At 33.4% G+C, this 26,130-nt stretch carries 30 protein-coding genes; 11 read left to right on the top strand and 19 right to left on the bottom strand.

The genetic code is table 11. The features are described 5' to 3' along the window. Positions 1–100 precede the first annotated feature (100 nt). The 4 genes from Q0845_RS23845 to Q0845_RS23860 form a co-directional block, all read right to left on the bottom strand. Positions 101–544 carry a hypothetical protein gene (locus Q0845_RS23845; RefSeq protein WP_298519174.1) on the bottom strand — a complete coding sequence of 148 codons (444 nt, stop codon included), beginning with the start codon at positions 542–544 and terminating at the stop codon, positions 101–103. Between the two features lie 106 nt (positions 545–650). Next, a complete protein-coding gene (locus Q0845_RS23850) occupies positions 651–869 on the bottom strand; it encodes a hypothetical protein (protein ID WP_298519177.1) in 219 nt (72 codons plus the stop codon). Positions 870–977: 108 nt separating this feature from the next. Next, positions 978–1,202: a hypothetical protein gene (locus Q0845_RS23855; RefSeq protein ID WP_298519179.1), complete on the bottom strand. Its 225-nt coding sequence runs from the start codon at positions 1,200–1,202 to the stop codon at positions 978–980. 54 nt (positions 1,203–1,256) lie between these two features. Then, on the bottom strand, positions 1,257–1,988 hold the full coding sequence (locus tag Q0845_RS23860; RefSeq protein ID WP_298519182.1) for a hypothetical protein: 732 nt from the start codon (positions 1,986–1,988) through the stop codon (positions 1,257–1,259). 169 nt (positions 1,989–2,157) lie between these two features. On the opposite strand from Q0845_RS23860, the gene Q0845_RS23865 reads away from it, so the two are divergent. The 4 genes from Q0845_RS23865 (at position 2,158) to Q0845_RS23880 (ending at position 6,391) form a co-directional block, all read left to right on the top strand. Then, complete coding sequence (locus Q0845_RS23865; RefSeq protein ID WP_298519184.1) at positions 2,158–2,814, top strand: VOC family protein; 657 nt, start codon at positions 2,158–2,160, stop codon at positions 2,812–2,814. 31 nt (positions 2,815–2,845) lie between these two features. Beyond that, entirely contained in the window at positions 2,846–3,604 is a 759-nt protein-coding gene (yaaA, locus tag Q0845_RS23870; protein WP_298519187.1) for a peroxide stress protein YaaA, read from the top strand. Positions 3,605–3,608: 4 nt separating this feature from the next. Further along, on the top strand, positions 3,609–4,334 hold the full coding sequence (locus Q0845_RS23875) for a uracil-DNA glycosylase family protein (RefSeq protein ID WP_298519191.1): 726 nt from the start codon (positions 3,609–3,611) through the stop codon (positions 4,332–4,334). A gap of 167 nt (positions 4,335–4,501) precedes the next feature. Continuing rightward, positions 4,502–6,391, top strand: a complete 1,890-nt coding sequence (locus Q0845_RS23880; RefSeq protein WP_298519194.1) for a hypothetical protein — start codon at positions 4,502–4,504, stop codon at positions 6,389–6,391. A gap of 83 nt (positions 6,392–6,474) precedes the next feature. On the opposite strand, the gene Q0845_RS23885 is transcribed toward Q0845_RS23880, so the two are convergent. From Q0845_RS23885 to Q0845_RS23895, 3 genes are all read right to left on the bottom strand, one after another. Then, entirely contained in the window at positions 6,475–7,155 is a 681-nt protein-coding gene (locus Q0845_RS23885) for a hypothetical protein (RefSeq protein WP_298519196.1), read from the bottom strand. A gap of 114 nt (positions 7,156–7,269) precedes the next feature. Next, the gene (gene rlmF, locus Q0845_RS23890) at positions 7,270–8,196 is read right to left on the bottom strand and encodes a 23S rRNA (adenine(1618)-N(6))-methyltransferase RlmF (protein ID WP_298519199.1); all 927 of its coding nucleotides are present in this window, start codon (positions 8,194–8,196) and stop codon (positions 7,270–7,272) included. Next, on the bottom strand, positions 8,163–9,953 hold the full coding sequence (locus Q0845_RS23895; RefSeq protein ID WP_298519201.1) for a DUF885 family protein: 1,791 nt from the start codon (positions 9,951–9,953) through the stop codon (positions 8,163–8,165). Before Q0845_RS23895 ends, rlmF begins: the two co-directional genes overlap by 34 nt. 215 nt (positions 9,954–10,168) lie before the next feature. On the opposite strand from Q0845_RS23895, the gene Q0845_RS23900 reads away from it, so the two are divergent. Continuing rightward, positions 10,169–10,807: a hypothetical protein gene (locus Q0845_RS23900; RefSeq protein WP_298519204.1), complete on the top strand. Its 639-nt coding sequence runs from the start codon at positions 10,169–10,171 to the stop codon at positions 10,805–10,807. A gap of 41 nt (positions 10,808–10,848) precedes the next feature. Continuing rightward, positions 10,849–11,829 carry a hypothetical protein gene (locus Q0845_RS23905; protein ID WP_298519208.1) on the top strand — a complete coding sequence of 327 codons (981 nt, stop codon included), beginning with the start codon at positions 10,849–10,851 and terminating at the stop codon, positions 11,827–11,829. Between the two features lie 98 nt (positions 11,830–11,927). Here Q0845_RS23905 and trpA read toward each other — a convergent pair whose 3' ends face one another. The 10 genes from trpA to Q0845_RS23955 form a co-directional block, all read right to left on the bottom strand. Then, positions 11,928–12,695, bottom strand: coding sequence for a tryptophan synthase subunit alpha (trpA, locus tag Q0845_RS23910; protein WP_298519211.1), 768 nt, complete (start codon positions 12,693–12,695; stop codon positions 11,928–11,930). 82 nt (positions 12,696–12,777) lie between these two features. Beyond that, the gene (gene trpB / locus Q0845_RS23915) at positions 12,778–13,965 is read right to left on the bottom strand and encodes a tryptophan synthase subunit beta (RefSeq protein WP_298519214.1); all 1,188 of its coding nucleotides are present in this window, start codon (positions 13,963–13,965) and stop codon (positions 12,778–12,780) included. 33 nt (positions 13,966–13,998) lie between these two features. After that, positions 13,999–14,643: a phosphoribosylanthranilate isomerase gene (locus tag Q0845_RS23920; RefSeq protein ID WP_298519218.1), complete on the bottom strand. Its 645-nt coding sequence runs from the start codon at positions 14,641–14,643 to the stop codon at positions 13,999–14,001. A 129-nt stretch (positions 14,644–14,772) separates the two neighbouring features. Then, positions 14,773–15,558, bottom strand: coding sequence for an indole-3-glycerol phosphate synthase TrpC (gene trpC, locus Q0845_RS23925; RefSeq protein ID WP_298519220.1), 786 nt, complete (start codon positions 15,556–15,558; stop codon positions 14,773–14,775). A 31-nt stretch (positions 15,559–15,589) separates the two neighbouring features. Then, on the bottom strand, positions 15,590–16,582 hold the full coding sequence (trpD, locus tag Q0845_RS23930; RefSeq protein ID WP_298519223.1) for an anthranilate phosphoribosyltransferase: 993 nt from the start codon (positions 16,580–16,582) through the stop codon (positions 15,590–15,592). Positions 16,583–16,704: 122 nt separating this feature from the next. Next, entirely contained in the window at positions 16,705–17,271 is a 567-nt protein-coding gene (locus tag Q0845_RS23935) for an aminodeoxychorismate/anthranilate synthase component II (RefSeq protein WP_298519226.1), read from the bottom strand. 217 nt (positions 17,272–17,488) lie between these two features. Further along, complete coding sequence (locus Q0845_RS23940) at positions 17,489–18,883, bottom strand: anthranilate synthase component I family protein (RefSeq protein WP_298519229.1); 1,395 nt, start codon at positions 18,881–18,883, stop codon at positions 17,489–17,491. A gap of 195 nt (positions 18,884–19,078) precedes the next feature. Beyond that, on the bottom strand, positions 19,079–19,645 hold the full coding sequence (locus Q0845_RS23945; RefSeq protein WP_298519232.1) for a YceI family protein: 567 nt from the start codon (positions 19,643–19,645) through the stop codon (positions 19,079–19,081). A gap of 45 nt (positions 19,646–19,690) precedes the next feature. Beyond that, entirely contained in the window at positions 19,691–20,155 is a 465-nt protein-coding gene (locus Q0845_RS23950) for a MarR family winged helix-turn-helix transcriptional regulator (RefSeq protein ID WP_298519235.1), read from the bottom strand. A gap of 261 nt (positions 20,156–20,416) precedes the next feature. Then, positions 20,417–20,854 (bottom strand): hypothetical protein, encoded by a 438-nt coding sequence (locus Q0845_RS23955; protein ID WP_298519238.1) that lies wholly within the window; start codon positions 20,852–20,854, stop codon positions 20,417–20,419. A gap of 300 nt (positions 20,855–21,154) precedes the next feature. On the opposite strand from Q0845_RS23955, the gene Q0845_RS23960 reads away from it, so the two are divergent. Beyond that, entirely contained in the window at positions 21,155–22,528 is a 1,374-nt protein-coding gene (locus tag Q0845_RS23960) for a DUF1800 domain-containing protein (protein ID WP_298519241.1), read from the top strand. An 80-nt stretch (positions 22,529–22,608) separates the two neighbouring features. Beyond that, complete coding sequence (locus Q0845_RS23965) at positions 22,609–23,799, top strand: DUF1501 domain-containing protein (RefSeq protein ID WP_298519244.1); 1,191 nt, start codon at positions 22,609–22,611, stop codon at positions 23,797–23,799. Here Q0845_RS23965 and Q0845_RS23970 read toward each other — a convergent pair. Together Q0845_RS23970 and Q0845_RS23975 are read right to left on the bottom strand one after the other, a co-directional pair. Continuing rightward, positions 23,796–23,987, bottom strand: coding sequence for a hypothetical protein (locus Q0845_RS23970; protein ID WP_298519247.1), 192 nt, complete (start codon positions 23,985–23,987; stop codon positions 23,796–23,798). The genes Q0845_RS23965 and Q0845_RS23970 overlap by 4 nt on opposite strands. A gap of 15 nt (positions 23,988–24,002) precedes the next feature. Beyond that, positions 24,003–24,149 (bottom strand): hypothetical protein, encoded by a 147-nt coding sequence (locus Q0845_RS23975; protein ID WP_298519250.1) that lies wholly within the window; start codon positions 24,147–24,149, stop codon positions 24,003–24,005. Positions 24,150–24,340: 191 nt separating this feature from the next. On the opposite strand from Q0845_RS23975, the gene Q0845_RS23980 reads away from it, so the two are divergent. The 3 genes from Q0845_RS23980 (at position 24,341) to Q0845_RS23990 (ending at position 26,130) form a co-directional block, all read left to right on the top strand. Then, positions 24,341–24,895 carry a TlpA disulfide reductase family protein gene (locus tag Q0845_RS23980; protein WP_298519253.1) on the top strand — a complete coding sequence of 185 codons (555 nt, stop codon included), beginning with the start codon at positions 24,341–24,343 and terminating at the stop codon, positions 24,893–24,895. A 17-nt stretch (positions 24,896–24,912) separates the two neighbouring features. Continuing rightward, positions 24,913–25,587, top strand: coding sequence for a thioredoxin family protein (locus Q0845_RS23985; RefSeq protein WP_298519257.1), 675 nt, complete (start codon positions 24,913–24,915; stop codon positions 25,585–25,587). A gap of 231 nt (positions 25,588–25,818) precedes the next feature. After that, positions 25,819–26,130 (top strand): rhodanese-like domain-containing protein, encoded by a 312-nt coding sequence (locus tag Q0845_RS23990; RefSeq protein ID WP_298519260.1) that lies wholly within the window; start codon positions 25,819–25,821, stop codon positions 26,128–26,130.

Raw genomic sequence — 26,130 nt, forward strand, 5'->3', positions numbered from 1 at the left:
TCATCAAAAAAATGTAGTTTCTAACAAGTCTAACAAGTCTAACAAGTCTAACAAGTCTAACAAGTCTAACAATCTAGATTGAGCGAAGTTGAAATCAAAATCACTTCTTCACCTCAAACATCAACGATTTATTCTTAAAATCAAGTTGAACCTGCGTATATTTTTTTCGTTTAATGAAGTTGAGTTCTTTCTTAGAAATTTCAAAACTAACTTGTGTCAACCAACGATTGAAAAGATCTGAAAATTCAGAGTTTACTTCTTTCGTGTCAGAATCTAAGGTTAATTGATTATCACCCAAAAACTTTAGCGAAATACCTTTAAACGTTTTAATCTTTGTAGTATCTAAAATAACCAATTCCATAAACACATAACCATTCAATTCTTGAATTCCAGCCCAAATTCCACCAGCTTCAGAAGCTGCGATTTGTTCACCAGGAATCTGTTTTGTTTTTTCGACAGTCAAAGGTTCATTATAAGCACGTTCTGTAGCTTTAGAACTTCCCATACGAGCCAATACTTTATCAACGGATTTGAATAGTTTCATCGGTTTCTATTTTAAGCGCGCAAGATAGTATTTTTTATGAAGTTGAGAAGTGTATGAGTTTATAAGTTTGGTGGTTTATTTTAAATCTCTGAATAACAACTCGTAATTACATATTCAATAGCTTTTCAAAAATATCAAAATGTAATTTTTCACTTCTTAATTCAATGATCAATTTGCCATTTTTTACTTCAATCGTATAAATTTCTTTTACCATAAAAAGTGGTTGTAAAATGGCTAATAACTGCATAAAGAATTTTAAATGTGATCCATCAGTTTTCATAACGTATGCAGAATGATTTTCTAATGTTACAAAAGATGGTCTCATGAAATCCAATAGTTTTTTTCTTCGAATTAAGAAACTCGTATTCTTAAATGCTACATCGCTGACTGTCCATTTTGCTAACGCTAAAAAGTTTTGAGATTTTGATGAAAATCAAACACTAATTGTACCAGAATATACTGTGCGTTTATATTGTAAATCCCATGTTTTAGGAGCTTCAATTTTTCCATAAATAGCGTAACTCCATGCATTAAACGTTCCTTTAATAAAACCATTTTTAGTTGCCATGAAATGTTCAAACTCTTGACAGAAGTTTTTATGTTTTATATAAAAAGGTGATGTTACCTCGTGTGGCGCTGCATTGGATTTGATTTTCATATACCAAATTAGAGTATTAAAGTGAAAGTTTGTTACACAATCACTATTGAAAAATCAGGATTCAAAACCTAACTTTTTTAATAAATAACGCTTGTCGATTGTTTGTAAACTTAAAGAACTTTTGATTTCTTTTTTGATGTTTCCCGATTGAATTTTATACGTATACAAATAAATTCCGCCAATCGTATCTCCATATGTTGCTTTTACGGCAGCTCCATGAAGTCGTAATTTTTTCTCAAATCGTATGATGTCATTCAAGTGTGCTGAATTTAAAACTCGATACTTTACAACGCGCTCATACTTTTTCTTTTGAGAAACATATTTTGAAAACACATATTTGGCAACAAAGCTGTCTTTTTTAGGGAAAATTACAATTTTAGAAGTGTGCCGACCACTACAACCTACGGTTTCCAGATTCAATTTCCAACGTGCTTTTTTCTTGATAGCATGCTCGATACAAGTTTCTTCTAAATCATCTTTAAAACGATCTAAGCACAAACGGAAAGTAGTAGTGTTTTTATCTTTTAGAATGAAAACTGTATCTAGTTGTTGATCGTATAAATTTTGATAGCGCACTTTTATTTGATTTGTAGCCGTTTTAAAAATAATTTCATCAGGAAATTTTTCAATAATTTCATGTTCCGAAAGAATATCGACGCTTTGTCTTGAAGAGAGAAGGTTATCTTCTAAATCACAATCAATCAGTTTGAGTGTATACGTCTGTTGTGCATAAGCGCTTAAACACATTGTCAATACTACAATAATACAGTTTAGCTTGGTTCTCATATTTCACTTTAAAAGATAAATATAGTAGGGAATGAATTATTGTAAAATAAGCAATGAGTAAACCTTCGTTTTTAATGAGTTAAGCACGTATAAACAAATCTTATTTCAATATAAAATATAACTTTTTAGAACGCTACTAAATCACGGTGAAAAGCCGTAATTTTAAACTATGCAAATTAGCGAATTAACTCTTTTTACGACGAATTTGGAAGCACAGCAGCATTTCTATACGCAAGTGTTAGAACTGCCTTTGGTTGCTGCCGATACGGAAAATTTCACGGTAAAAATTGGTGTTTCTTCTTTAACTTTTGTGAAATCGGAACGTGCAAATCCTGCACATTTTGCGATCAATATTTCTTCGTATAAAATTCAACAAGCGTTGCAATGGATTCAAAAGCGTGTAGCTGTTTTATTGTGTGAAGGAGAAGCTATTGCTGATTTTTCAAATTGGAATGCAGAAGCATTATATTTTTATGATAAAGATGGAAACATTGTCGAATTTATTGCAAGAAAAGATTTAGATGTCATCAATACACATCCTTTTTCGGCATCTGATTTAGTAAGCATCAGCGAAATTGGAATTGTTTCTACAGATAACAAAGCAATCTATGAGCAGCTAAATGCCATGCGTCCAATAGAAGTTTATGACGGAAATTTTGAACGATTTTGCGCACTAGGAAATGCCGAAGGTTTGTTCATTTTGGTAAATAATACAAAGAAAAAATGGTATCCAACATTAGAAGAAGCATATCCAGCTGATTTTCATATCAAAGGTGACTATAATTTTGCCTTTCTAAACGGAACAATAGTCACAGAAAAAGTGTAAATTTAACATCCTAAAAAACGAAAAAGATAAAATGAAGATTGTTATCTCACCAGCAAAGTCACTAGACTTAGAAAGAAGTATTCCAACAGAAAAATATACAGAAGCTTGTTTTTTAAAAGAAGCAGAACGATTGAGTAAAGTTTTAAAGAAAAAGTCTCGAAAAAGTCTATCGAAATTAATGCATATTTCGGATGCTTTGGCAGATTTAAATTACCAACGAAATCAAGAATGGGGATTACCATTTACTCCAGAAAATTCGCGACCAAGTATTTATACATTTAGTGGCGCTGTTTTTCAAGGATTAAGTGCGTTTACACTTCCAGAAGATAAAATTGATACGTTACAAAGTAGTTTGCGAATTCTTTCAGGACAATACGGTTTGCTAAAACCATTGGATTTAATGCAACCCTATCGTTTGGAAATGGGGACAAAACTTCCGGTTGGGAAAAATAAAAACTTGTACGAATTCTGGAAAAAGAAAATCACGACACAATTAAATGCTGAATTGGAAGAAGGTGAATTGTTTGTAAACTTAGCCAGCAATGAATATTACAAAGCTGTAGATGCAAAAGCATTAAAAGTTCCAGTAATTACACCAGTTTTCAAAGATTTTAAAAATGGTCAATATAAAACCATCATGACCTTTGCAAAATTGGCAAGAGGTTATATGACACGTTATATTATTGATACTGATGCTAAAACGATTGACGATTTAAAAGGATTTAACTATGAAGGTTATGGTTTTAGTGAAGAAATGTCTAGCGACAACGAATTAGTGTTTACGCGCTAATTCTATGTTCTTTCACAAACATCCATACCAACCTTTTATTCAGTCGGATACTGAAAAACTGATTGTCGGCACATTACCGCCACCGCGATTTTCCACAGGAGAATTACTCGAAAAAGATGTCAATTTCTGTTATGGAAGTTACTATAACTCTTTATGGTTGTTTATTGATGAAATATACAATCTGAAATTGCGATACGACAACTCTCAAGAAGCGATCGATCAGCGAAAAGAATTCTTTATACAACATAAAATTGGCGTTTGCGATATTGTAGACAGTTGCGAACGCCAAAAAATTGATGCTTCCGATTTGGGCATGCAAAACATACAATTACGCGACGTGATTGGGTATTTGCAAAAATTTCCAAGCATTCATACCATTCTCTTCACGGGAGGAAACTCTAAAAATGGTCCAGAATATTTCTTTCGAAAGCATATCAAACCTTATCATCTAAAACTAGAAGTCGTTTCGAATACAGTTCCCAGAATTCATCAATTTGATTTGAGTTTAGCGAAGAATCAAAATCGTCATGCTGAAACTGATTCGGCATCAGAAAATACATTGTCACATCGAGCGCAGTCGAGATGGATAAAAACCGTTTCCTTGACCTCATCTTCTGGAGCTGCCAATCGTGCTATTGGAAGCATTCCATTATACAAAAAACTCAAAAAAGAAAACCCGAAATTCACTACGTTTGACTTTCGTGTTTTGCAGTATCGTGAGTTTTTTTAAAGAAGAAAATTTCCTTTGTTTTCAAGCCTTCTTTTTAGACTGTTGAAATTTTGTAAAAAATAGCTGATCCCTTGTGTGTTCTGTAGTTGCAGTAGGTAAGGCGCCATATTTTTCATCACACGAAAGCGATGAATTATCTTTGTAATAGTTAAAAAATAAAGATAAAAATGATGAAAAAAACACTTAAAATTTTATTGTTAGCATTCGGTTTACTATGCTTTAATTGCATGTCTGCAAATGCTACAATAACAAAGAAAATGGAATCTGTAATGAATGATTATGCAGTGCTGCCATCGAACTTCGATTGGTCGCAAGCAGCATCTTTTTCACCAAATATTGTATGGGTGATTCGTTCTGATTTTGACTTAGGCGGAATTACAGTAAATATGCCGGTAAATGTAACACTTCGTTTTGAAGGCGGAATGTTGTTAAATGGAACTTTAAGAGGAGATAACACTAAAATTGAAGCGCCATTAGTTCAAATTTTTGAAACTTCTATAGCGTTATCAGGCACTATTATCTACGATACATTTTATCCAGAATGGTATGGTGCCAAGGGTGATCTTTCTGTAGATGATTATGCAGCCATCAATGCAGCATGTCAAAATGCTGATCATGTGACATTATCTCAAGAATATTTAATGGCAACAAATCAACGTATTCTTATAGATAGAACTGGAGATTTTACCTTACTTGGCTATGGAAGCTTAATTACAAATACGACAACGACTCATATAAATGTTGAGATGTTTCAATTTATGAATTTAGATGCTTTGACGATAAAAGGAGCTACGATTGATGGTCGTCAAAAAATTGCAACTGCTTTTAAAATAGAAAATGTAGATAATGTAACACTTACTGATGTAACGATTTCAAATTTATTAACAGTTACAGCAGGCTTTAGAGCAGCAGGAATACATTTAGAGATTATAGATGGTAGTGTTGTAAATGGAGATAATTTACGAATTTCAGAGATTGGAGGAGGACAAGATAATAGTATCAATGAAGGAGTCGGTATTGGTAGAGCATTGTTTTGTAATCTTAATTATTCAAATATCTTAACAGGACCAGAAAGGACAAAAGTTACCATGACAAATTCTGTTTTTGAATGGGTGTATGGAGACGATGGAGATATCATTCATATTGTAGATCAAAATTATATTTCAGATGCCGCACATCGTTTTATTTTTGATAATTGTACGATTCGTTATGCTTCGCGTAGATTGGTAAAAGGCTCTGCAAGTGGAATTCAATATTACAATTGTAAGTTTGATACTGCTAATGAAGCAGATCTTAGTGATCGTATGGAAGGAAATACTCCACAACCTTCTGGTGGTGTGAATTTTAGAAATGAAAACCCAGATGATTTTCCTGATTTTAGAAACATGTATGGAAAAATGATTAATTGTGAATACCGAAACTCTGGAAAACTTACCATAGGATCAGGAAGTAGATTATTAGTAGCTTATACTGATGGAGTGGAACTTAGAGGGAATAACTTCTACAATATGGGCGTGAAACTTCAAAATGGTTGTGGAAATGCAAAAATAGTTGGGAATACATTTCACAATACCAGTATTCAGGTATTTGTTGACTCATGGGATAATGGAAGAACTTATATTACAGATAATATTGGATATTATATATCTCCTGTAACAGCAGATCATCCTGCATTCATAAATGTAAAAAGTGATTTTCAAAACGTAACTGTTCGTGGTAATAAAATATTTTCTGATGAGACTTTTGTTGAAGGAGTTTCAACTTCAAGTTATTTAGGTTTGATTAGACATACACTAAATGTAAACACAGGAATTCCAACTACAGCTTCAGAAGTGTACGTTTCTCAAAATCAAGTTGTCAGAACGAATACAAGTAGAAGTGAATTGATGTATTCCAATCAGCTTTGGGATAGTAGTTGTAAAGTCTTTGATAATTTTAATAATAGAACAGGCTTAGGAGCAAGATTTAATTATGTAGGACCAGTAGATACTGCTGGAAATGTCTTCTTTCTTTCATGGGGAAATATTGACGGAAATGGAAATCCAATAAATAATTAAGATAGAAAATGTAAAACCTCCAAAATTTACTTTTGGAGGTTTTTATTTTTATCATCTTTAACTCATAGAGATAAAAGTAACGTTTACTTTTCTCTCTCCGCATTTTTCTCACGAATTTCCCTAATCTTTTTATTCTCTATTCTACTATGATATACAATATCCGAAATTGTTATAATATCAATTGCTCTGTATACTCTTGTATTATAGTCTCCAAATTTTGTAGGAGCTTCAAGTGTTTCTTTTTCTTGATTATAATTTGTGAGCAATGGTGGATATAAAAAGTTGCTAGAAGTTCCTGTAGTTTTAATATGATTTATATATTCTTTGAGTTTAGGATCTTTGTTCCCGAGTAATTCAATATAATTCATAAACTTTCTTTCGTAAGCCATGGTAATTTCTCTAGTAGAATCTTTTAAAACAAAATTATACCCTTTGATATAAGACCAAATGTTATTAAAAGTACCTTTGTCTATTGTGTTATAAAGCTTTTCAACTTCTTCATAATTAAATAGATCAAATTTATTAGGTAGGTTTTCCAAATTATCTTTTATAAATAACTGAAAAGCCTTGTCAATATCTTTGGTGTCGCTATTTTTTAATAATTTATCTTCAACAACAGATACCAACATTTCAATGTCTTTGAGTTCTTGTTCATTAAAAATTTGCGTCAATTCTGGACTTGTTCGTTGTTGGTCTTCTTTCTGACAAGAAAAAATACAAAGAGAACTGACCAAAAGCAGTGTGTATGCGATAATTTTTTTCATACTAAAATGGTTTTAGAACTATTAGAAATCTATGTGGTGAGATTGTGTAATAGTAGTTAATGTTATAATATCAGTATGAAAATACAGCGCAGTTGTTACAATCTTTGATGAAAACTACTGAAAAGACCAAACCACGATCCGGCTTATTTTGTTTCCTTGTCCCATCGGAATGGTGTGTGCAGTTGTAGCATTTACACGTTTTAAAGCATCATAAATAGCAGGTAAATTCACTTCTTTAGAAACTAAGGTTGTAAACCATTGGCATTGTTTTGAGAACTGTTTACTTTCTTTAATCATGTTTTTGATGAACTTCTTTTCGCCACCTTTGCACCACAATTCATTGCTTTGTCCTCCAAAATTCAATGCAGCTTTTACAGGTTTTTTTCCTTGTAAATTTTGCAATTTTCGCTGTGTTCCTGCTTGTGCTTCTTTGGCAGATTTATGAAAAGGCGGATTGCAAAGCGTCATGGTAATTTGCTCTTTTGATTTGATGATTCCCTTAAAGATTTGATTCGGATTTTTTTGTAAACGAACCTCAATGCGATCTTTTAACTTATGATTTCTGCGGATGATTTCTTTAGCATTCTCCATAGAAACAATATCAATATCGGAAGCCACAAATGACCAACCATATTCTTGCGTACCAATAATTGGATAAATGCAATTAGCGCCTGTACCAATATCTAAACAAGTAATTTTTTCTCCTTTCGGAATGTTTCCTTGATGCTGTGTAGCTAGAAACGTTGCCAAATGATGAATATAATCCGCTCTGCCTGGAATGGGCGGACACAAATAGTTGTTAGGAATGTCCCAATATTCAATTCCGTACTGCTGTTTTAACAATGCTTTGTTGAGCATTTTAACAGCTTTCGGATCAAAAAAATCAATAGATTCGTCGCCAAACTTGTTCACTGAAACAAACGGTTTTAACTCAGGACAAGCTTTTGTCAATGCATTAAAATTGTAACGTCCTTGATGTTTGTTTAACGGATGTAATTTTGATTTCTTTACTGAACGCTGTTGCTGTTTTTTTGAATCCATGCGTTGATTTTATCTTCTAACAATTGCAGCGGAATACAACCTGTACTCAATACTTGATTGTGGAATTCTTTAATGTCAAATTTGTCACCCAAAGCTTCTGTAGCTTTAGCACGTAATTCGCGAATTTTTAATTGACCTATTTTATAAGACAATGCTTGCCCAGGATTTGCCATATAACGCTCAATCTCAGAAATAATGCTCGCTTCACTCTCTGCTTCGTTATTCAATGAATATTCTATAGCTTGCTCACGTGTCCAACCTTTGGCATGCATGCCTGTATCAACTACCAAACGAATGGCACGATGCATTTCCATACCCAACATTCCAAAATATTGATACGGATCTTCATACAAGCCCAATTCTTTTCCTAAAGATTCGGTATACAAAGCCCAACCTTCACCATAGGCACTATACCAAAGTGTTTTTCTAAAATCGGGTAATGTTGTATTTTCTTGTGTCAATGAAATTTGATAATGATGTCCTGGAATGGCTTCGTGTAAAAACAAAGCTTCATCCGAAAAGACATTGTATTTTGTAGCGTCAGGAATTGGCGTATAAAAAATACCTGGACGTGTTCCATCTAAAGAACCTGGATTGTATTCTGCACTTGCAGATGCTTCTCTGAAGGCTTCTGTTTGGCGGACTTCAAAAGCCGTTTTTGGTTTTAAATCGAATAATTTTTCAATCTGAGGCTTCATTTTATCATGAATCGCATTAAAATTATCAATAATCTGTTGCGGTTCTGTATACGGCATTAAATCTTTATGTTCGCGTACATAATTGAAAAATGACTTTAAATCGCCTTTATAACCAACTTGCTTTTTTACTTTCTCCATTTCCGATAAAATTCGTGCAACTTCTTTCAAACCAAGTTCATGAATTTCATCCGCAGTCATATTCGTTGTTGTATAATTTTTGATAGCATACTCATAATACGCATCTCCATAAGGAGTTCCATCAATTCCGCTACTTTCTCTACCTGCGTTGAGATAATCAGTTTTTAAAAATTGATGCATTTCATTGAATGATGGCACTAATTTCTCTGTTAAAAATGATGAATATGCTTTTGTTAATTCTTCTTTGTCTTGATCTGAAAAATCTGCTGGAAAGTTTTTAATTGGTGTATAAAACAAATGATCTTGAAGATTTGTTGAAGCCAATACTTCAAACTGTGGAATTATCTTTTTGATCAACGATTTTGGCAATACAAACTCCGTTGAAATTCCTTCTTTCATATTCTCTTTAGCGGTTTTGAGCCATTCATTATAACCTTCCAAACGCTTCAGCCAATTATTGTAATCTTCAGCCGTATTGAATGGTTGTGCAGAAGATCCGCTTGCCAATTGGCCGACCACTAAATTTACAGACCACATTTGATCGATAGGCATCAAACGTGCATTTTTAAAGCTTAATGCTCGTAAATTCATGTCGCAATCCCAATACAAAATTTCTTTGCTCATGGCTTCACCTTCCTTCAAATTTGTTTCATCAAAGTTTTTCAAGGTGTCTTTATATTTGGTGTAATACGCTTTAGCTTTTTCATGATATTCCTCAGATAGTAAATTCGGAAATTGATCATCATAGGTATTATCACCAGCAAACGTAGCATTTAATGGATTGAGCGCTAAGCCTTCCTGATAGTAAGCTTCTAAAACACCTGCGAACGATAGTTCACTTTTTGGAACAATGGTTTCTTTCTTATCGCTTCCGCAAGAAATACAAAATACTAGGGCAAGAATAAAAGCGTATTTTTTCATTTGATTGAGATTTTAATAATTTTTAAAAATACTATTTTTTTAAAGTACAAAAGTAGGTTTTAAGTGTATTTAACATAGATGAAACATCTGAGTTTGATGCGGTTTATTAAAAATATTACTTTTTCATTTGATTTTAAACGAAATTCATTTAGGTTTAGTGATCATAGAAGTAATAGAAATTCCTGTTATACCTAGGATGTAACGCATACAAGAAAATGATAACTAACATTAAAACATTGTCTTTAATTATGTTGATTTTGACAGTATTTAGTTGTCAAAATGCAGAACAGAAATCAATACAATTCATAGAAAAAGAATACGGAATTTTCGAAAATGAAAATAACAGTATTGGAGTTGAATTAAAACTGAACGAATTTGATAATTGGAAAGATTTACTGGAACGAACCGAAAGAATTGCATGTAGTGATAGTTTGCCAAAACTGATCTTAAAATCAGCTACAAATATTAAAACTGTTTATTTTAGAAATCCTTGTTGGGAAAATTATGGTTGTATATTAATCAAACATAAAAACACCATTCAAATACATAATGATACAATTAGTAAATCTGACAGGTTTCATTATCCGTTAGATAGTTTGGCAACTGTATTGAAAAAAGACTTTGAGAATAATGGTAAAATTCCATCGTGGAGCGCTAGTCCAGAAAAATTAATGATTTTTATTTCTTATGACAATGGTCAAATGGAAAACTTCCCAAAAACATTGCGCAGTGTGGTTCATGAATATGAAAAGTTAACAGACAATGTGGTGTTAAAAATATGGCTGAATGAAAAGCTTAATATTCCACCGCCGCCACCGCCTCCTCCTGCGAATTGGAAAGAGGAAACAGAATAAAATTATATAAATGCATCCTTCAAATTTGATACATACTATAAATGACCAATTCAAATAAAGACATATTACGAACAAGATTGAATGATTTATTTGAAAAACCTGTTTACACGAGTTTAAAAATATATACCAAAGGGAATAAGATATATGTGCTTAAATATGTAAACTTCAAGGTGTATATATTGATCATTCCTCAAGCGCCATTGAATGAAAATCAAAGAAGTGCTTTACTAAATTTCGGATATAAGGAATTATGGGAAAAGATCAATTATGAAAAATATAGTAATTATTCGGATGCTTCTTCACAAAATCAACTCATTGATACGATTGATTCTATTTTTACTGAAGTTTTTAAGGTTGAACCCGAACGCACATGGCGGTATACATTAAATACTGGAATGGCAGTTCTTAAGGACAATAAAACTCCTTTATTAACAGTATCAGAAAGACTTGAAAGAAACAAAAGAAAAAGAAAATTATTAAAAATAGTATACAATGATTTTACATATTCTTTAGTGTTATCAGTACTTATATTCCTTGTGTTTTTTTATGAAAACTTGCTTAACTCTTTAACAATAAAGACAAGTTTAATTATAGTTGGAATTTCTTTTATGATCATTAAAATCAGTCAATTTGTGATGAAACTAAAGATTCCATCTTTTGGAAAGAAACGATTTATGAGCGAAGAGTATTCGAATTATTTCAAGCGAAACGGATTCCATAAAAAGGGAGATAGATATCATGGAAATATACAAGGTTTTTCAGTAGAGTTAATGTTTTCTGGGTATCATCATAATATGATAACTGTGTACCATAAAGAGATTGGCTGGGATAAAGTTTTAGAAATGCCTAAAGGAAAACGCTTTAGCAGTACTTCCTATAATTGGACAGGAAAGTTCTATTCTCAAAAATTAATCAAGCTCAGATTGCCAAAGGAGAAAATACTACAAGAAGCCAAAGAATTTGTTGAATTCATAATAAGTCACAAAATTGAAAAGAGACATACTGCCAAAACTCAGTATTAAGAATAGCTACTAAATACTGAGTTTAGAAATAGTTTCTTGTGTATAGTACGTCCATAATTTTAAATTCGTCTTTTAAAATATAAAATTAGTGTACTCTATTAGTTGCCTAAAACACCATTTACAAAGGTATCAATGGTTTTTGTTCCGTTTTTCGTCAAATGTTTGATAAAAGCGCTTCCAATAATAGCACCTTTTGCTTTGTTGGTTGCTTGTGTAAACGTTTCATGATTGGAAATTCCGAAACCAACAATCTGCGGATTTTTCAAGTTCATATTTCCAATGCGGTCAAAATAGGTTTCTTGGGTATTTCCAAAACTATTTTTAGCGCCCGTAGTTCCTGCCGAACTTACCATATAAATAAATCCGTCAGAAATACTATCGATAAATCGGATGCGTTCTTCAGAAGTTTGCGGTGTAATTAAAAATACATTGATGAGACCGTACTTTTCAAAAATGGCTTGGTATTGTTCATGATACACATTTACTGGCATATCAGGAATAATCAATCCGTCAATACCAACTTCTTGACATTTGGCGCAGAAAGCTTCAATTCCGTATTGCATCATCGGATTCAAATATCCCATAATAATCAAAGGAATAGAAACGGTTTCGCGAATATTTGTGAGTTGACTAAAGAGTAATTCACTCGTCATTCCGTTTTCCAAAGCCTGTGTAGAACTTGCTTGAATCGTTGGTCCGTCTGCCAAAGGATCGCTAAACGGCAATCCAATTTCGATCATATCAACGCCGCTTTTCTCCAAATCTTCAATCACACCAACAGTATCATTCAAACTCGGATAACCTGCTGTAAAATATATAGATAATAACTTTTTGTCTTCTTGTAATTTTTGGTTAATTCTATTCATGGTAATAGTATTGTGTATTGAGTTTTTAGTAGTGAGATGTGTGTTTTATATTGTCTCATATCTCATTGCTAATATCTCACAACTATAATTTAAAATAATCAATATATGTGTTTAAGTCCTTGTCTCCACGACCTGATAAATTCAGCACGACAATTTCGTCTTCTTTGAATTTTCTCGTGTCAAAAACGGCTAATGCATGTGACGTTTCAATAGCAGGAATAATTCCTTCGAGTTGCGATAATTCCAAACCTGCAGTCATAGCTTCATCATCTGTGATTGAAATAAATTCAGCACGTTTACTTGCATATAAATGTGCGTGCATTGGACCAACTCCAGGATAATCTAAACCAGCCGAAATGGAATACGGTTCTGTGATTTGTCCGTCTTTGGTTTGCATCAACAATGTTCTACTTCCGTGAATAATTCCATCTTCACCTAAAACAGAAGTCGCTGCACTTTCACCAGAATGAATTCCTTTTCCGGCGGCTTCTACTGCAATTAAATTCACACGTTCATCATCTAAATACTGATAAAAAGCACCAGCAGCATTGCTTCCGCCACCGACACATGCAATTACATGATCTGGATACGAACGACCTTCTTTTTCTTGTAATTGCCATTCCATTTCTTCTGAAATCACCGCTTGAAAACGAGCTACCATATCTGGATACGGATGTGGACCTACTACCGAACCAATAATATAATGTGTGTTTACAGGATTGCTAATCCAATCGCGAATAGCTTCGTTGGTGGCATCTTTTAAGGTTCTACTTCCAGACATTGCTGCACGAACCTCAGCGCCTAACATTTTCATTCGTGCTACATTTGGTGCCTGACGTGCAATGTCAATTTCCCCCATGTATACAATACATTCCATGCCCATGAGCGCACAAACTGTTGCTGTGGCTACACCATGTTGTCCTGCACCTGTTTCTGCGATAATTCGGGTTTTCCCCAAACGTTTCGCCATCAAAATTTGTCCAATCGTGTTGTTTACTTTGTGTGCGCCTGTATGGTTTAAATCTTCTCTTTTTAGATAGATTTTTGTATTGTATTTCGCAGACAAACGTTCTGCAAAAAATAGTGGAGAAGGTCTGCCTACATAATCTTTTAGTAACTGTTTGAATTCTTTTTGAAAAGAATCTTCATACATGATTTCCAAATACTTTTGACGTAATTCTTCGACATTCGGATATAACATTTCAGGAATGTAAGCACCGCCAAATGTGCCGTAATATCCTTTTTCGTTAACGTGATAGGTCTTTTTCATGTTTTCAACGTTCTCGCGTAAGCGGGAATCTTTTTATTTAGTTATAATATTTTCTTTAAACTCTCTTAATGCTTCAATATTCTTCAATCCGGGAACGATTTCAAATTTACTATTTACATCCAAGGCATAACAATATGTTGAAGCGTTACTTTTCATAAAATCGTTCAATTTTGTGATTGTTTCCAAACCAATGCCGCCACTTAGAAAAAACGGTGTTGTGGATGGATAATTTTCCAATACAGTCCAATCAAACGTAACACCATTTCCGCCAGGCAATTTCCCTTTGGTATCAAACAAAAAATAGTCAACGCAAGATTCATATGGCTTCAAAGTGGCAAAATCAAATTCGTCTTTTATCGAAAATACTTTGATGATTTCAATTTGATGACTGAATTCTAAATGACATATTCTATTTAATTCTTGACAAAACTCTGGACTTTCATTTCCGTGTAATTGCACAGCTTGTAAATCGTGTAATCTTATTTTTTTGAAAATATCTTCTATGGAAGCATTGACAAAAACACCAGTTTTCTTAATTCCTTTTGGAATTTCAGGAATGACCGTGTCAAAAAAACGTGATGATTTTCTGTAAAATATAAAACCCAAATAATCAGGCTGTAATGCGCTTACAGCTTTCATATTGTCTTCATATTTCATTCCGCATATTTTGAGTTTCATCCTAAAACTTGTTTTTACATTCCCGAGAAATTGGGAAACTGTTTTAATCTTTTTATTTTCTTATGGATTCCTGCCTACGCAGGAATGACAATCTGAATTCTTATTGTCATTCTGCATTTGTTGCGGAATCTACTTCTTCAAATCCTTAATAAACTCCAAAGCACTGTCGCCTGGGTTTTCTGTTTTCATAAAATTTTCACCAATTAGAAAACCTTGATATCCATATGGTTGTAAATCTTTGATAGCTGCTACCGAACTAATGCCGCTTTCCGATACTTTTACAAAGTCGTTAGGAATATGCGTCGATAATTCTTTACTAATATCAGTACTTACTTCGAAGGTTTTTAGGTTTCTATTGTTTACACCTAACATGTCTAAAGATGGCATGATTGATTTTTGCAATTCTTCTAAATTGTGCACTTCCAATAGAACATCTAAGCCTAAACTTTTGGCTGTTTCTGATAAGTTTTTAATTTCATCTCTAGTCAATACGGCTGCGATCAATAAAATGACATCGGCGCCATAAGATTTTGCTTCAATGATTTGGTATTCATCAATGATAAATTCCTTTCGTAAAATTGGTAATTGTGCACTTGCTCTTGCTAATAATACATCGTCAAGCGAACCACCAAAATACTTTCCATCTGTTAATACCGACATGCCACAAACTCCTGCATTTTCATATCCTGTAGCGACGTCTTGCACGCTTGCACTTTGATTGATAACAGCTTTGGAAGGAGAACGTCTTTTAAATTCTGAAATGATACCTGTGTTACTGACTTTTAATGCCGCAGATAAAGAAGAAGTCTCACGATCGAATAATGTCGAACGCTCCAAATGCGACACTGGTACGATACTTTTTTTCAGTGAAACTTCTTTGTACTTATCTGCTATGATTTTATCTAAAATTGTCATATTTATTTGCCGCGAAAGCGGTAATCTTTTGTTACTTACTCAATTCTTGTAATTTCTTCAATACTTGCAACGCTTTTCCAGATTGCAAAGATTCTTTAGCAATTTCAAAACCTTCTTTCGCTTCCAAACCTTGTACCGTAGCAATGGCCATTGCGGCATTGGCACAAACGACATTATTTTGCGGACCCGTTCCGTTCCCTTCTAAAATATCAGTAAAGATTTTGGCAGCAGAAGCCACAGAATCTCCACCGTAAATGGCAGCTTGCGTATGTTGTGGAACTCCAAAATCTTCAGGAGTTAGCATTTCTTCCGAATTGTTTCGGATGGCTTTTGTCGGTCCTGTTAGTGAAATTTCATCATAGCCGTCTAACGCATGCAAAATGGTGTAGTTTTTATCGGTGTTTTGGTATAAATAACCATACATTCTCGCCAATTCTAAGTTGAATACACCAACCATTTGATTTTTTGGGAAGGACGGATTTACCATAGGTCCTAGCATATTAAAGAATGTTTTGATTCCCAATGCTCTACGAATAGGTGCTACATTTTTCATGGCTGGATGAAATAATGGTGCATGTAATACACAAATTCCAGCTTTGTCAATAGACTTCTCTAAGAAATCAATATCATTGGTAAATTTGATACCTAAATGTTCCATCACGTTTGAAGAACCACTTACCGAAGAAACACCGTAGTTTCCATGTTTTGCTACTTTTACACCTGCACCAGCTGTGATAAAGGATGCTAATGTGGAAATGTTGAACGTATCTTTTCCATCGCCGCCGGTTCCGCATAAATCAATAGCATTATATGCTGATAAATCTACCGGAATGCAGAGTTCTAATAACGCATCACGGAAACCTTTTAATTCTGCCAAAGTTACGCTTCGCATCATAAAAACAGTTAAGAACGAAGCAATCTGACTAGGATTGTACATGTCTTTGGAAATATTGACCAATACTTGTTTGGCTTCTGTTTCAGAAATGTTTTCCTGATTAATAAGTCTATTTAATAATTTTTTCATTTGTTTTTTATTAAAAGATTGAAAAATTCAATGATTGAAAGCTTCAAGTTTTATATTTAGGTGGGAGAGAAGTATTGAGTTTCGAGAAAAATCCTAACTATTAACATCTATTTTACCCAATACTAGTTTCTCACCCAGTTTTCTAATATTTGTTTTCCGTGTGGCGTCAATACAGATTCTGGATGGTATTGTACACCACGCACGTCATATTCTTTGTGACGAAGGGACATGATTTGTCCGTTTTCATCATACGAAGTAGCTTCTAAACTGTCTGGTAATGGACTGGCAACAATCCAAGAATGGTAACGTCCGACTTCAAAGTTTTTTGGTAAATCTTTAAATAACGATTCGTCATCTACAGAAACTTCAACCTTTGTGGCAACACCATGATATACTTCTGCAAGATTTGATAGTGAGCCACCAAAAACTTCACCAATAGCTTGTTGCCCTAAACAAACACCAAGAATACTTTTCGTCGGTGCATATTCCGCAATGATTGGTTTTAATAAACCTGCTTCATCAGGAATTCCTGGACCTGGAGAAAGTATGATTTTTTCATATGCATCAACTTCTTCCAACGAAAGTTGATCGTTTCTTTTGACTGTTACATCACAACCTAAATCTTCCAAATAATGTACAAGATTATAAGTGAAGCTATCGTAATTATCTATGACTAGTATTTTTTTCATTTTTTATTGGCTTTTCGCTTCTAGCCTTTAGCTATTGGCTTTTTTACTTTTTATTTTCAAAGTACTTCTCGATACTATTTTCTTTTAGAAAATCACTCGAAGTGACGATTTGGTTTTTCTTTTAGGTTCAAAATGGTTCTCATGAGCTACGCTCGGTATCTACGATAATGCTCGAACTGACATTTGATATTAATTTAAAATTTAGCATTTAAAATTCCTAAATCGTTTCAGCAATTTCTAGCGCTGTATTCAACGCTCTCAATTTGTTATATACTTCTTGATTTTCGTTTTCTTCTGATGATTTCGCCACAATTCCTGCTCCAGCTTGGTAATGCAATTTGTGATTTTTACTTAGAAATGTTCGAATCATAATGGCATGATTAAAGTTTCCGTGAAAATCCATAAACCCAATAGCGCCACCATAAAAATCACGGTTGGAAGTTTCATACTTTTCAATGAGTTGCATGGCTTTGTGTTTTGGAGCGCCGCTTAGTGTTCCTGCTGGAAATGTATCTGCTACAACTTGCATAGTTGGAACTTCCGTATGTTTTTGTGCCGTTACTTTGGATACTAAGTGAATGACATGCGAGAAAAACTGTAATTCTTTATACGTTTCTACTTTGACTTGATTTCCGTTTCGGCTTAAGTCGTTTCGAGCCAAATCAACTAACATCACATGTTCTGCATTTTCTTTTGGGTCGTCAAAGAGTCTTTTGGCAGCATCGGCATCTTCTTCGTCATTTCCAGTACGTTTAAAGGTTCCTGCAATTGGGTGAATTTCGGTATGATTGTCTTTGACAACTAATTGTGCTTCTGGTGAAGAACCGAAGATTTTAAAATCGCCATAATCAAAATAGAATAAGTATGGAGAAGGATTAATGCTTCGTAAAGCGCGATACACATTAAATTCGTCTCCTTTAAATTTTTGAATGAACCTTCTTGAGAGTACCAATTGAAAAACGTCTCCGCGATAGCAATGTTTTTTTGCCAAAGCTACATTTTGTTTGAACTGTTCGTCATCTAAATTCGATTCGCGTTCACCGTCAATTTGAAAGCTATACGTGGTGAAGTTTTTAGAATTTAATAAGTGTTCAATAGTCGCAATATTGTCTTCTTTCTCATAACAATGCGAAAAGATGTACGCTTCATTCTTAAAGTGATTGAATGCAATGATATTTTGGTAAATCGCATAGTACATATCTGGAATGTCAAGCGATTGCTCTTTTTTAGAGATTTCTACCGATTCAAAGTAGCGAACAGCATCATAAGCGATATAGCCAAATAAACCACTATTGATGAATTTAAAATCGTTTTCATCGGTTTCAAACTGTTTTGAAAACTCATGAATCAACCCAGGAACATCAGTTGTTGCAGTAATAGGAATGCTATCTTTTTTACCATCTGGAAATTCGCGCGTAAGCGTTTCATTTTCCACCTTTATACTCGCAATAGGATTGCAACATACATACGAAAAACTGTTGTCGTTGGCATGGTAGTCACTACTTTCTAGAAGTAAGCTATTTGGGAATTTGTCCCTAATTTTTAAGTATACACTTACTGGCGTAATGGTGTCCGCTAATATTTTTTTATGTGTAGTTTTTAATGTGTACATGGTTCAGTTTGTTTCAAAAAAAAAGACTTGTCGTGATTGACAAGTCTTTTTTATATATCTATTATTTGTAAATAGGGACTTTGCTCACGATTCCGAAGTTCGTAAGTTCCACCACCAAGTATTTACTAAATTTTTATACATCTTTGTTTTTGTTGTTACAAATATATAGAAATGAATTTTAGAATAAAAAATATTTTAAAATTTTAATTCTACCTGTAAGTCAAATTCGTCATTAATTGCTTTGTCTTTTAGTCCATCAAAGAAAGAAGCCGAACCGTACTTAATTCCATATTTTGTGCGGTCTACCTTGAATTTTGTTTCCGCAGAATTACTTTCCAATTCAATGTTAAAAGCTACAGGAGATTTAATTCCTTTAATCGTTAAATCGGCAGCAACTCTGTATACATTGTCATCAGTTTCTACTACTTTTCTAAAGCTTAAGGTTGCTGTAGGATGCTTTGCTACTCCAAAAAAGTCATCAGATTTTAAGTGTCCATCTAGGTTTTCTTTTCCGCCACCACTTATATCTGTAGTATTGATGGTGCTCATGTCAATAGTAAAAGTTCCATTCACTAATTTCCCATCTTTAAACTCTAAGGTTCCATCTTTAAAATCAATAGTTCCTTCGTGCTGACCTAATACTTTGTATCCAGTCCAAGTCACTTTACTTTCTTTAACGTTGATTTTCTTGTCTTGTGCAACTGCTGTTGAAACGGTAGCAAATACAAACAATGCTACTAATGTTAAAATACGTGTTTTCATTTTTTTGTTTTTTTAATGTACGTCGATAGTGTTTTTAGGGCAATTTTATTCGGATTGCGAACCTCTTAATTTTTCTAATAATGTATTTAAAGTTTCTGCTTCTTCTATCGTAAGTGGTTGCATCATTTGGTCTTCTAGCTCATTTAAAGGTGTATCGATTTCATCTAATAAATGCAATCCACTTTTTGTGATGATGATTTCCACTTTTCTACGATTTTCTGGACAAACAGTACGTTCTACCAATCCTTTTAAAATCAGCTTATCAATCAGTCGTGTTGTATTGCTATTTTTATGCACCATTCGCTCTTGAATCGTAGCTAAATTGGCAGGTTTTCCTTTCTGACCTTTTAAAATGCGCAACACATTAAACTGTTGTAATGATAAATCGTATTGTTTAAAAAGATATGCATACTCTTTTAACAATATGTTGTTAGTGATAAAGAAATTAATAGCAATTTTCTTTGCCAATGGCAATGCTGCGTTACTTTTTAATACTTCTTCTAACTTCATAATTGTATGTACAATATTTGTATATACAAATGTAATACTATTTTGAAATTGAAAAAGCGGAGTAGTGTTAAAATTTCATTAAATGTTTTTAGAAGGTTAGACGCGCTTTGCTTTTAGATCGCTTTCGCTCTTAGATATTAGATCGCTTCGCTCTTAGATTTTAGACATGTTCGATATATTGTTGTGAATTTCCTTGAAATTCGCAACAATCAGTTTGTTTAAAGCATAAATTTAAATTGAACTTGTCTCAATTCTAATATCTCAATCCTCATTACTTTTAAAATCAGTAATCTCAAGGTAGCCATTTTTATAGTGTTCATATTCATAGCTAAAAGACCCCGAATATCCTAAGTGCCATTTGTCAAAAAGATAATAGAAATTGAGATTGGAGCCTATGAGTTTCTTTTTCTCATATCTCTTTTTGGGATTTACACGTTTGATTTCTAAATTATCATTGTCTTTAGGTTTGTAGTCAAAGTCAAATAGATTTTTTGAATTGAGTTCTTTTAGAATTTTTTCTGCAGATAATTCATCAAGTTGTGTAGGATCGTCCATGACAAGTCCGTCCATCGCAAAATCACTAATTCCAGATACACGCTCAATAGTCCAAACATAATAAATGCTTTTTAAATGCTTCGTTGCTGCTGCTAGTTTATCTGAACAACTGCAAAATTTGATTTGTTGTGATATTTGACACATAATTTGACTTTTTATGGTTTTACTCTTGAACTGTTGTTAAAGTTTCACTAAATGTTTTTAGATAATAGCTATTGCTTCGCTTTTGGTATTGCTTTTGTGTGCATACTGTTCTTTGAAATGTATTTGAGATGATTTTACAATAAGCTAATTTCTCTCTTAAAATTACATACGTTACATTTTAAATACAAGAATTTGTTTAAACGACATTCAATCTACAATACTAAAATCTTAGTGTTGTTTTTAGGAATACCAAATTAAACTTTTTCTACGTTTTACAGTCATACTCACAAATCGATTATTATGATCTTACAAGAAATTGTGCATTTATACAATAGAGTTGGATTTGGAATTTCACCTTCTGAAGCCAAATTATTGCAAAAGCAATCACGAACAGAAATTGTTACACAGTTGTTTGATGCTTCTCGTAATGCTGAACCTTTATCGATTGAACTTACAGAGTTAATCACAACTTTGAAAGGTTTAAAGATGAAAGATCGAAAAAAAATCCGTGCACTTTTTAAAGAAAGTGCTAAAAAAATCCACGAAATGAACATTGCTTGGCTGTACAAACTTGCAAGTACAGAGCAATTATTAGTAGAGAAAATGACGCTTTTTTGGGCGAATCATTTTGTGTGTAATGATAAAAATATCGTTCATTTTCAAGACTATCAAAATACACTTCGCAAACATGCATTGGGAAATTTCAAAGAATTTGTCATTGCTATTTCGAAAGAAGCTTCTATGATGAAGTATTTAAATACAAGACAAAATAAGAAGCAAAAACCTAATGAGAATTTTGCTCGTGAGTTGATGGAATTGTTTACACTTGGCCGCGATCAATATTCTGAAAAAGATATTAAAGAAGCGGCACGCGCATTTACCGGTTGGAATCATGATATCATGGGAAATTTTCGTTTGCGCCGTCGTCAACACGATTATGGAGAGAAAACCTTTTTAGGGAAAACAGGAAATTTTGATGGAGATGCCATTATTGATATCATTTTAGCGGAAAAGCAATGTGCGCAATTTATCTGTGAAAAAATCTATCGTTATTTTGTGAATGATCAAATAGATACTTTGCACGTAAGTGAAATGACCGAACTGTTTTATAAAGATTATGACATTGGAAAGCTGATGCGTTTTGTATTGACAGCAGATTGGTTTTACGATGAAAAAAATATTGGAACAAAAATAAAATCGCCTGTCGAATTCTTAATTGGAATCCACAGAATCGTGCCAATGCAGTTTGAAAAAGAACGCGAATTAGTGTATTTGCAAAAACTTTTAGGACAACATTTATTGTTTCCACCAAATGTTGCAGGTTGGAAAGGCGGACGCACGTGGATCAATCCAAATACAATGATGTTGCGTTTGCGATTGCCTTCAGTACTATTGGCAAAAGGTGAAATTGCATTAGATGAAAAAGGAGAGTTTGAAGATGATTTTCAGCGTTTCAATGATAAGCGAAATCGTCAGCGAAGACTGAAAGTTACTCCAGATTGGGAAGCATTCAAATTGAATCATAAGAATATTACAAATAAACAATTGCAGGAAACCTTATTGGTGAGTCCGTTGAATCGCGGCACAAAACAATATTTGGACAAACTCGCAGATCAAGATTTGCCACAGTATTGCATTCAACTCATGTCGTTACCTGAATATCAATTGTGTTAGATTCCTGTTTTCATAGGAATGATAAGAATAATTAAATGAGATTCCCGCTTTTACGGGAATACAAAAAATAAATTTTTTGTATGAAAAGAAGAGATTTTTTAAAACAAGCCTCCTTAGCAAGTACAGCGATGTTTTTGCCTAAATTTGTTTCAGGATTTAACCTGATTGATGACGCAATTGCAACTGGTAAAAAACTGGTGATTATTCAGCTTTCTGGAGGAAATGACGGTTTAAATACGGTCGTGCCTTTTAGAAATGATATCTATTATAAAAAACGTCCTTCGTTGGCACAGCAAAAATCAAATTTGATTGGAATTACAGATGAAATTGGATTCCACGAAAGTCTCATCGCGCATAGCAATTTATACCATAACGGAGAACTCTGTGTCATTAATAATGTTGGATATCCAAATCCGAATCGTTCACATTTTCGCGCTACAGATATTTGGCATACGGCAAGTGACGCAAACGAATATTTACAATCTGGTTGGATCGGTCGCTATTTAGACATGACCAAAAGCAAATCTTTGGATGCTATTGAAGTTGATGATAGTTTGTCGTTAGTGATGAAAGGTGAAACTATGGATGGAATTGCTACGAAGAATCCGCAATTATTTTACAGAACCACACACGATCCTTATTTTAAAAATGTAGTTTCTCATCATGACGATGCGCATTTGAGCGAACATAATCTAGGATATTTATATAAAACCATGGTAACGGCTACTTCGTCTGCAAAATACATCTATGAAACATCTAAAACATATACTACAAATACAGAATATCCGAAGAATGAGTTTTCCAAGCAATTAAAGCAAGTCGCACAATTCATCAATTCAGGATTGCAAACGAAAGTTTATTACACATCACTTGGCGGATTTGATACACATGCCAATCAAATCAATAAACAAAAGCGTTTGTTAAAAATTTACGATGAAGCAATGGCGGCATTTATCAAAGATTTAAAGCAACAAGATACTTTTAAGGATACATTAATTTTGACTTTTTCAGAGTTTGGACGTCGTGTGCAACAAAATGCAGCTAATGGAACTGACCATGGAACAGCGAATCAAGTATTTGTCATAGGAAAACAATTGAAAAAGCAGGGTTTTTACAATCCGATGGCAAATTTATCGAATTTAGATAACAATGGCGATTTAAAATATGATATTGACTTTCGAGAAATTTATACGTCCGTGTTAAATAATTGGCTGGAAGTAGATGCCTCGAAAGTCATTAATAAGTCATTTGCTGGCGTGAATATTGTTTAAATGTCTCCGCATACAGGAACTTCTCCAGATTGCGAAGTAGAAATACATGTACATGAAGGTGCATATGTGTCATTGTAACATATAATGCATGTGTCAATTCTACCAGATTCTTTTCCCCCTTTCGTATTTTTCAAATTGGAAATTGATGTTTTGTTTAGGTTAAAATTTTTAATATTTCTTTTTTTCATAACTTAAAATTTAATTTACTTTCTAGCGCAACATTCAATTCTTGTTCCAGCACTACAATAGCTTATTTCTGAACCACCAGCCGCTAAACCGCCGCTAATTGTATCTAACTTAGAAATTACATTTTTTACAAGTTTGATTTTCTTTAAAGGTATTTTTTTCATGATCTTATAAATTTATAATTCATAACAATATAGAAAAGTAGTTTGAAACAATTGTAAGGTAAAACCGTATTTTTGATTTGTATTTTCAATCATTTTAAAATGTAGCTATAGATTTTAAAATCTTAAAATTTGTTAAATAAAAAAGCTATCCGATAGAGTTTTAGTATTTTTAAGGATAATTATACGCTATCATGAAAAAAGTATTATTTATCTTTTGCTTTGCAGTGTTGATTTCCTGTAAAAGCGAAACAAAATCTACTAAATCAGAAATTTCTACTGATACAGCATCTAACGTGGAAAAAGTAGAAGTAAGCTCAGAAGTTACTATAGAATCTGAAATTCCAGTATTAGATTTTGAAGGGTTTGAAAAATACCTCAATATTGATGATGATAATGTTCATGTGGTCAACTTTTGGGCAACTTGGTGTGCGCCTTGTGTAAAAGAATTGCCATACTTTGAAGCTGTTAACGAAGAATACAAAGATAAAAACGTGAAAGTATTGTTGGTGAGTTTAGATTTTAATTTGAAAAAACTGAATTCATTTTTAGCAAAACACGAATTAAACTCTGAAAAAGTACTTTTAGACGATCCCGATCAAAACGCATGGATTCCGAAAGTATCTCAACAATGGTCAGGCGCTATTCCGGCAACGGTCATTTATAAAAAAGGAAAACGAAAATTCTACGAGCGTTCCTTTACCAAAGCGGAACTTGAAAAAGAATTAAAAAATTTTATAAACCTATAACTTAAAAACCCACTAAAATGAAAACGATAAAATTAGCAGTACTAGCGTTACTTTTCATGACGGTTTCTTGTGCTGAAAAGAAAAAGAAAGAAGCAGAAAAAACGTCAACAAAAGCAATCGCTGAAAATGTCTCAACACCAAAAAAAGAAGTAACAGATGGTTACAAAGTTGGTGATATTGTCAAAGACTTTTCTTTGAAAAACGTAGATGGAAAAATGGTTTCTATGAGCGATTTTAAAGATGCAAAAGGATTCATTCTTACGTTTACATGCAATACGTGTCCGTATTCTGTAGCGTATGAAGACAGATTGATTGCATTGGATAAGAAATATGCTAGCAAAGGCTATCCGGTAATTGCTATCAATCCAAACAGTCCAGAAGCAAGGCCAGACGATAGTTTTGAAAAAATGCAAGTAAGAGCCAAAGAAAAAGGATTTACATTTCCATACATGTTAGATGTTGGACAAAAAGTATATCCAGAATTTGGAGCAACACGTACGCCACACATGTATGTAATTGCAAAAACGCCAAAAGGACACCAAGTAAAATACATTGGAGCTATTGACGATAACTACAAAGATGCTTCTGCGGTATCAAAGCGTTATATTGAAGATGCTGTTGATGCATTATTGGCAGGAGAAGAAGTAAAGGTGAAAAATACAAAAGCGATTGGTTGTTCTATTAAAGTTTAATTTTAGACAACTTAGACTTTTAGACTAGCTTAGATTTTTAGACTTGCTTAGATAGTTAGACATGTTTAACTAACTTTACTATAAAAGATAAAAGCATTCACCACAAAAAAATAAAGGCATGACTATTGCCTGCACAAAGCCGAAGTGAAGAACTTCGGCTTTTTTTTGAATAATTTCTACTGAAAAGTTTAACTTTGAAATAAAATAACAAACAACACTATTTAATAAGCTATGGCAGATTTAACACAACAAGAATGGCAAGAGCAACTTACAAACGATGCAAATGCTGTAATTCTAGACGTTCGCACACAAGACGAAGTGGATGAAGGACACATTCCGAACGCAAAACATATTGATATCTTTTTAGGGCAAGGTTTTATTGATGAGGTAAAAAAATTAGATGCTTCTAAAAACTATTATGTATACTGTCGCTCAGGCGGAAGAAGCGCTCAGGCATGCGCTGTAATGAATAGTGTAGGATTTGAAAATACGTACAACTTAATGGGCGGATTTTCAGAATGGCAAGGCGCTAAAACAAACTAA

This window comes from uncultured Kordia sp. (assembly GCF_947489565.1).
GTDB lineage: Bacteria > Bacteroidota > Bacteroidia > Flavobacteriales > Flavobacteriaceae > Kordia.

Excerpts from the sequence above, each read along its gene's own strand:
- Q0845_RS23845 (WP_298519174.1), bottom strand. The coding sequence starts at position 544 with ATGAAACTATTCAAATCCGTTGATAAAGTATTGGCTCGTATGGGAAGT.
- Q0845_RS23850 (WP_298519177.1), bottom strand. The coding sequence starts at position 869 with ATGAGACCATCTTTTGTAACATTAGAAAATCATTCTGCATACGTTATG.
- Q0845_RS23855 (WP_298519179.1), bottom strand. The coding sequence starts at position 1,202 with ATGAAAATCAAATCCAATGCAGCGCCACACGAGGTAACATCACCTTTT.
- Q0845_RS23860 (WP_298519182.1), bottom strand. The coding sequence starts at position 1,988 with ATGAGAACCAAGCTAAACTGTATTATTGTAGTATTGACAATGTGTTTA.
- Q0845_RS23865 (WP_298519184.1), top strand. The coding sequence starts at position 2,158 with ATGCAAATTAGCGAATTAACTCTTTTTACGACGAATTTGGAAGCACAG.
- yaaA (WP_298519187.1), top strand. The coding sequence starts at position 2,846 with ATGAAGATTGTTATCTCACCAGCAAAGTCACTAGACTTAGAAAGAAGT.
- Q0845_RS23875 (WP_298519191.1), top strand. The coding sequence starts at position 3,609 with ATGTTCTTTCACAAACATCCATACCAACCTTTTATTCAGTCGGATACT.
- Q0845_RS23880 (WP_298519194.1), top strand. The coding sequence starts at position 4,502 with ATGATGAAAAAAACACTTAAAATTTTATTGTTAGCATTCGGTTTACTA.
- Q0845_RS23885 (WP_298519196.1), bottom strand. The coding sequence starts at position 7,155 with ATGAAAAAAATTATCGCATACACACTGCTTTTGGTCAGTTCTCTTTGT.
- rlmF (WP_298519199.1), bottom strand. The coding sequence starts at position 8,196 with ATGGATTCAAAAAAACAGCAACAGCGTTCAGTAAAGAAATCAAAATTA.
- Q0845_RS23895 (WP_298519201.1), bottom strand. The coding sequence starts at position 9,953 with ATGAAAAAATACGCTTTTATTCTTGCCCTAGTATTTTGTATTTCTTGC.
- Q0845_RS23900 (WP_298519204.1), top strand. The coding sequence starts at position 10,169 with ATGATAACTAACATTAAAACATTGTCTTTAATTATGTTGATTTTGACA.
- Q0845_RS23905 (WP_298519208.1), top strand. The coding sequence starts at position 10,849 with ATGACCAATTCAAATAAAGACATATTACGAACAAGATTGAATGATTTA.
- trpA (WP_298519211.1), bottom strand. The coding sequence starts at position 12,695 with ATGAATAGAATTAACCAAAAATTACAAGAAGACAAAAAGTTATTATCT.
- trpB (WP_298519214.1), bottom strand. The coding sequence starts at position 13,965 with ATGAAAAAGACCTATCACGTTAACGAAAAAGGATATTACGGCACATTT.
- Q0845_RS23920 (WP_298519218.1), bottom strand. The coding sequence starts at position 14,643 with ATGAAACTCAAAATATGCGGAATGAAATATGAAGACAATATGAAAGCT.
- trpC (WP_298519220.1), bottom strand. The coding sequence starts at position 15,558 with ATGACAATTTTAGATAAAATCATAGCAGATAAGTACAAAGAAGTTTCA.
- trpD (WP_298519223.1), bottom strand. The coding sequence starts at position 16,582 with ATGAAAAAATTATTAAATAGACTTATTAATCAGGAAAACATTTCTGAA.
- Q0845_RS23935 (WP_298519226.1), bottom strand. The coding sequence starts at position 17,271 with ATGAAAAAAATACTAGTCATAGATAATTACGATAGCTTCACTTATAAT.
- Q0845_RS23940 (WP_298519229.1), bottom strand. The coding sequence starts at position 18,883 with ATGTACACATTAAAAACTACACATAAAAAAATATTAGCGGACACCATT.
- Q0845_RS23945 (WP_298519232.1), bottom strand. The coding sequence starts at position 19,645 with ATGAAAACACGTATTTTAACATTAGTAGCATTGTTTGTATTTGCTACC.
- Q0845_RS23950 (WP_298519235.1), bottom strand. The coding sequence starts at position 20,155 with ATGAAGTTAGAAGAAGTATTAAAAAGTAACGCAGCATTGCCATTGGCA.
- Q0845_RS23955 (WP_298519238.1), bottom strand. The coding sequence starts at position 20,854 with ATGTGTCAAATATCACAACAAATCAAATTTTGCAGTTGTTCAGATAAA.
- Q0845_RS23960 (WP_298519241.1), top strand. The coding sequence starts at position 21,155 with ATGATCTTACAAGAAATTGTGCATTTATACAATAGAGTTGGATTTGGA.
- Q0845_RS23965 (WP_298519244.1), top strand. The coding sequence starts at position 22,609 with ATGAAAAGAAGAGATTTTTTAAAACAAGCCTCCTTAGCAAGTACAGCG.
- Q0845_RS23970 (WP_298519247.1), bottom strand. The coding sequence starts at position 23,987 with ATGAAAAAAAGAAATATTAAAAATTTTAACCTAAACAAAACATCAATT.
- Q0845_RS23975 (WP_298519250.1), bottom strand. The coding sequence starts at position 24,149 with ATGAAAAAAATACCTTTAAAGAAAATCAAACTTGTAAAAAATGTAATT.
- Q0845_RS23980 (WP_298519253.1), top strand. The coding sequence starts at position 24,341 with ATGAAAAAAGTATTATTTATCTTTTGCTTTGCAGTGTTGATTTCCTGT.
- Q0845_RS23985 (WP_298519257.1), top strand. The coding sequence starts at position 24,913 with ATGAAAACGATAAAATTAGCAGTACTAGCGTTACTTTTCATGACGGTT.
- Q0845_RS23990 (WP_298519260.1), top strand. The coding sequence starts at position 25,819 with ATGGCAGATTTAACACAACAAGAATGGCAAGAGCAACTTACAAACGAT.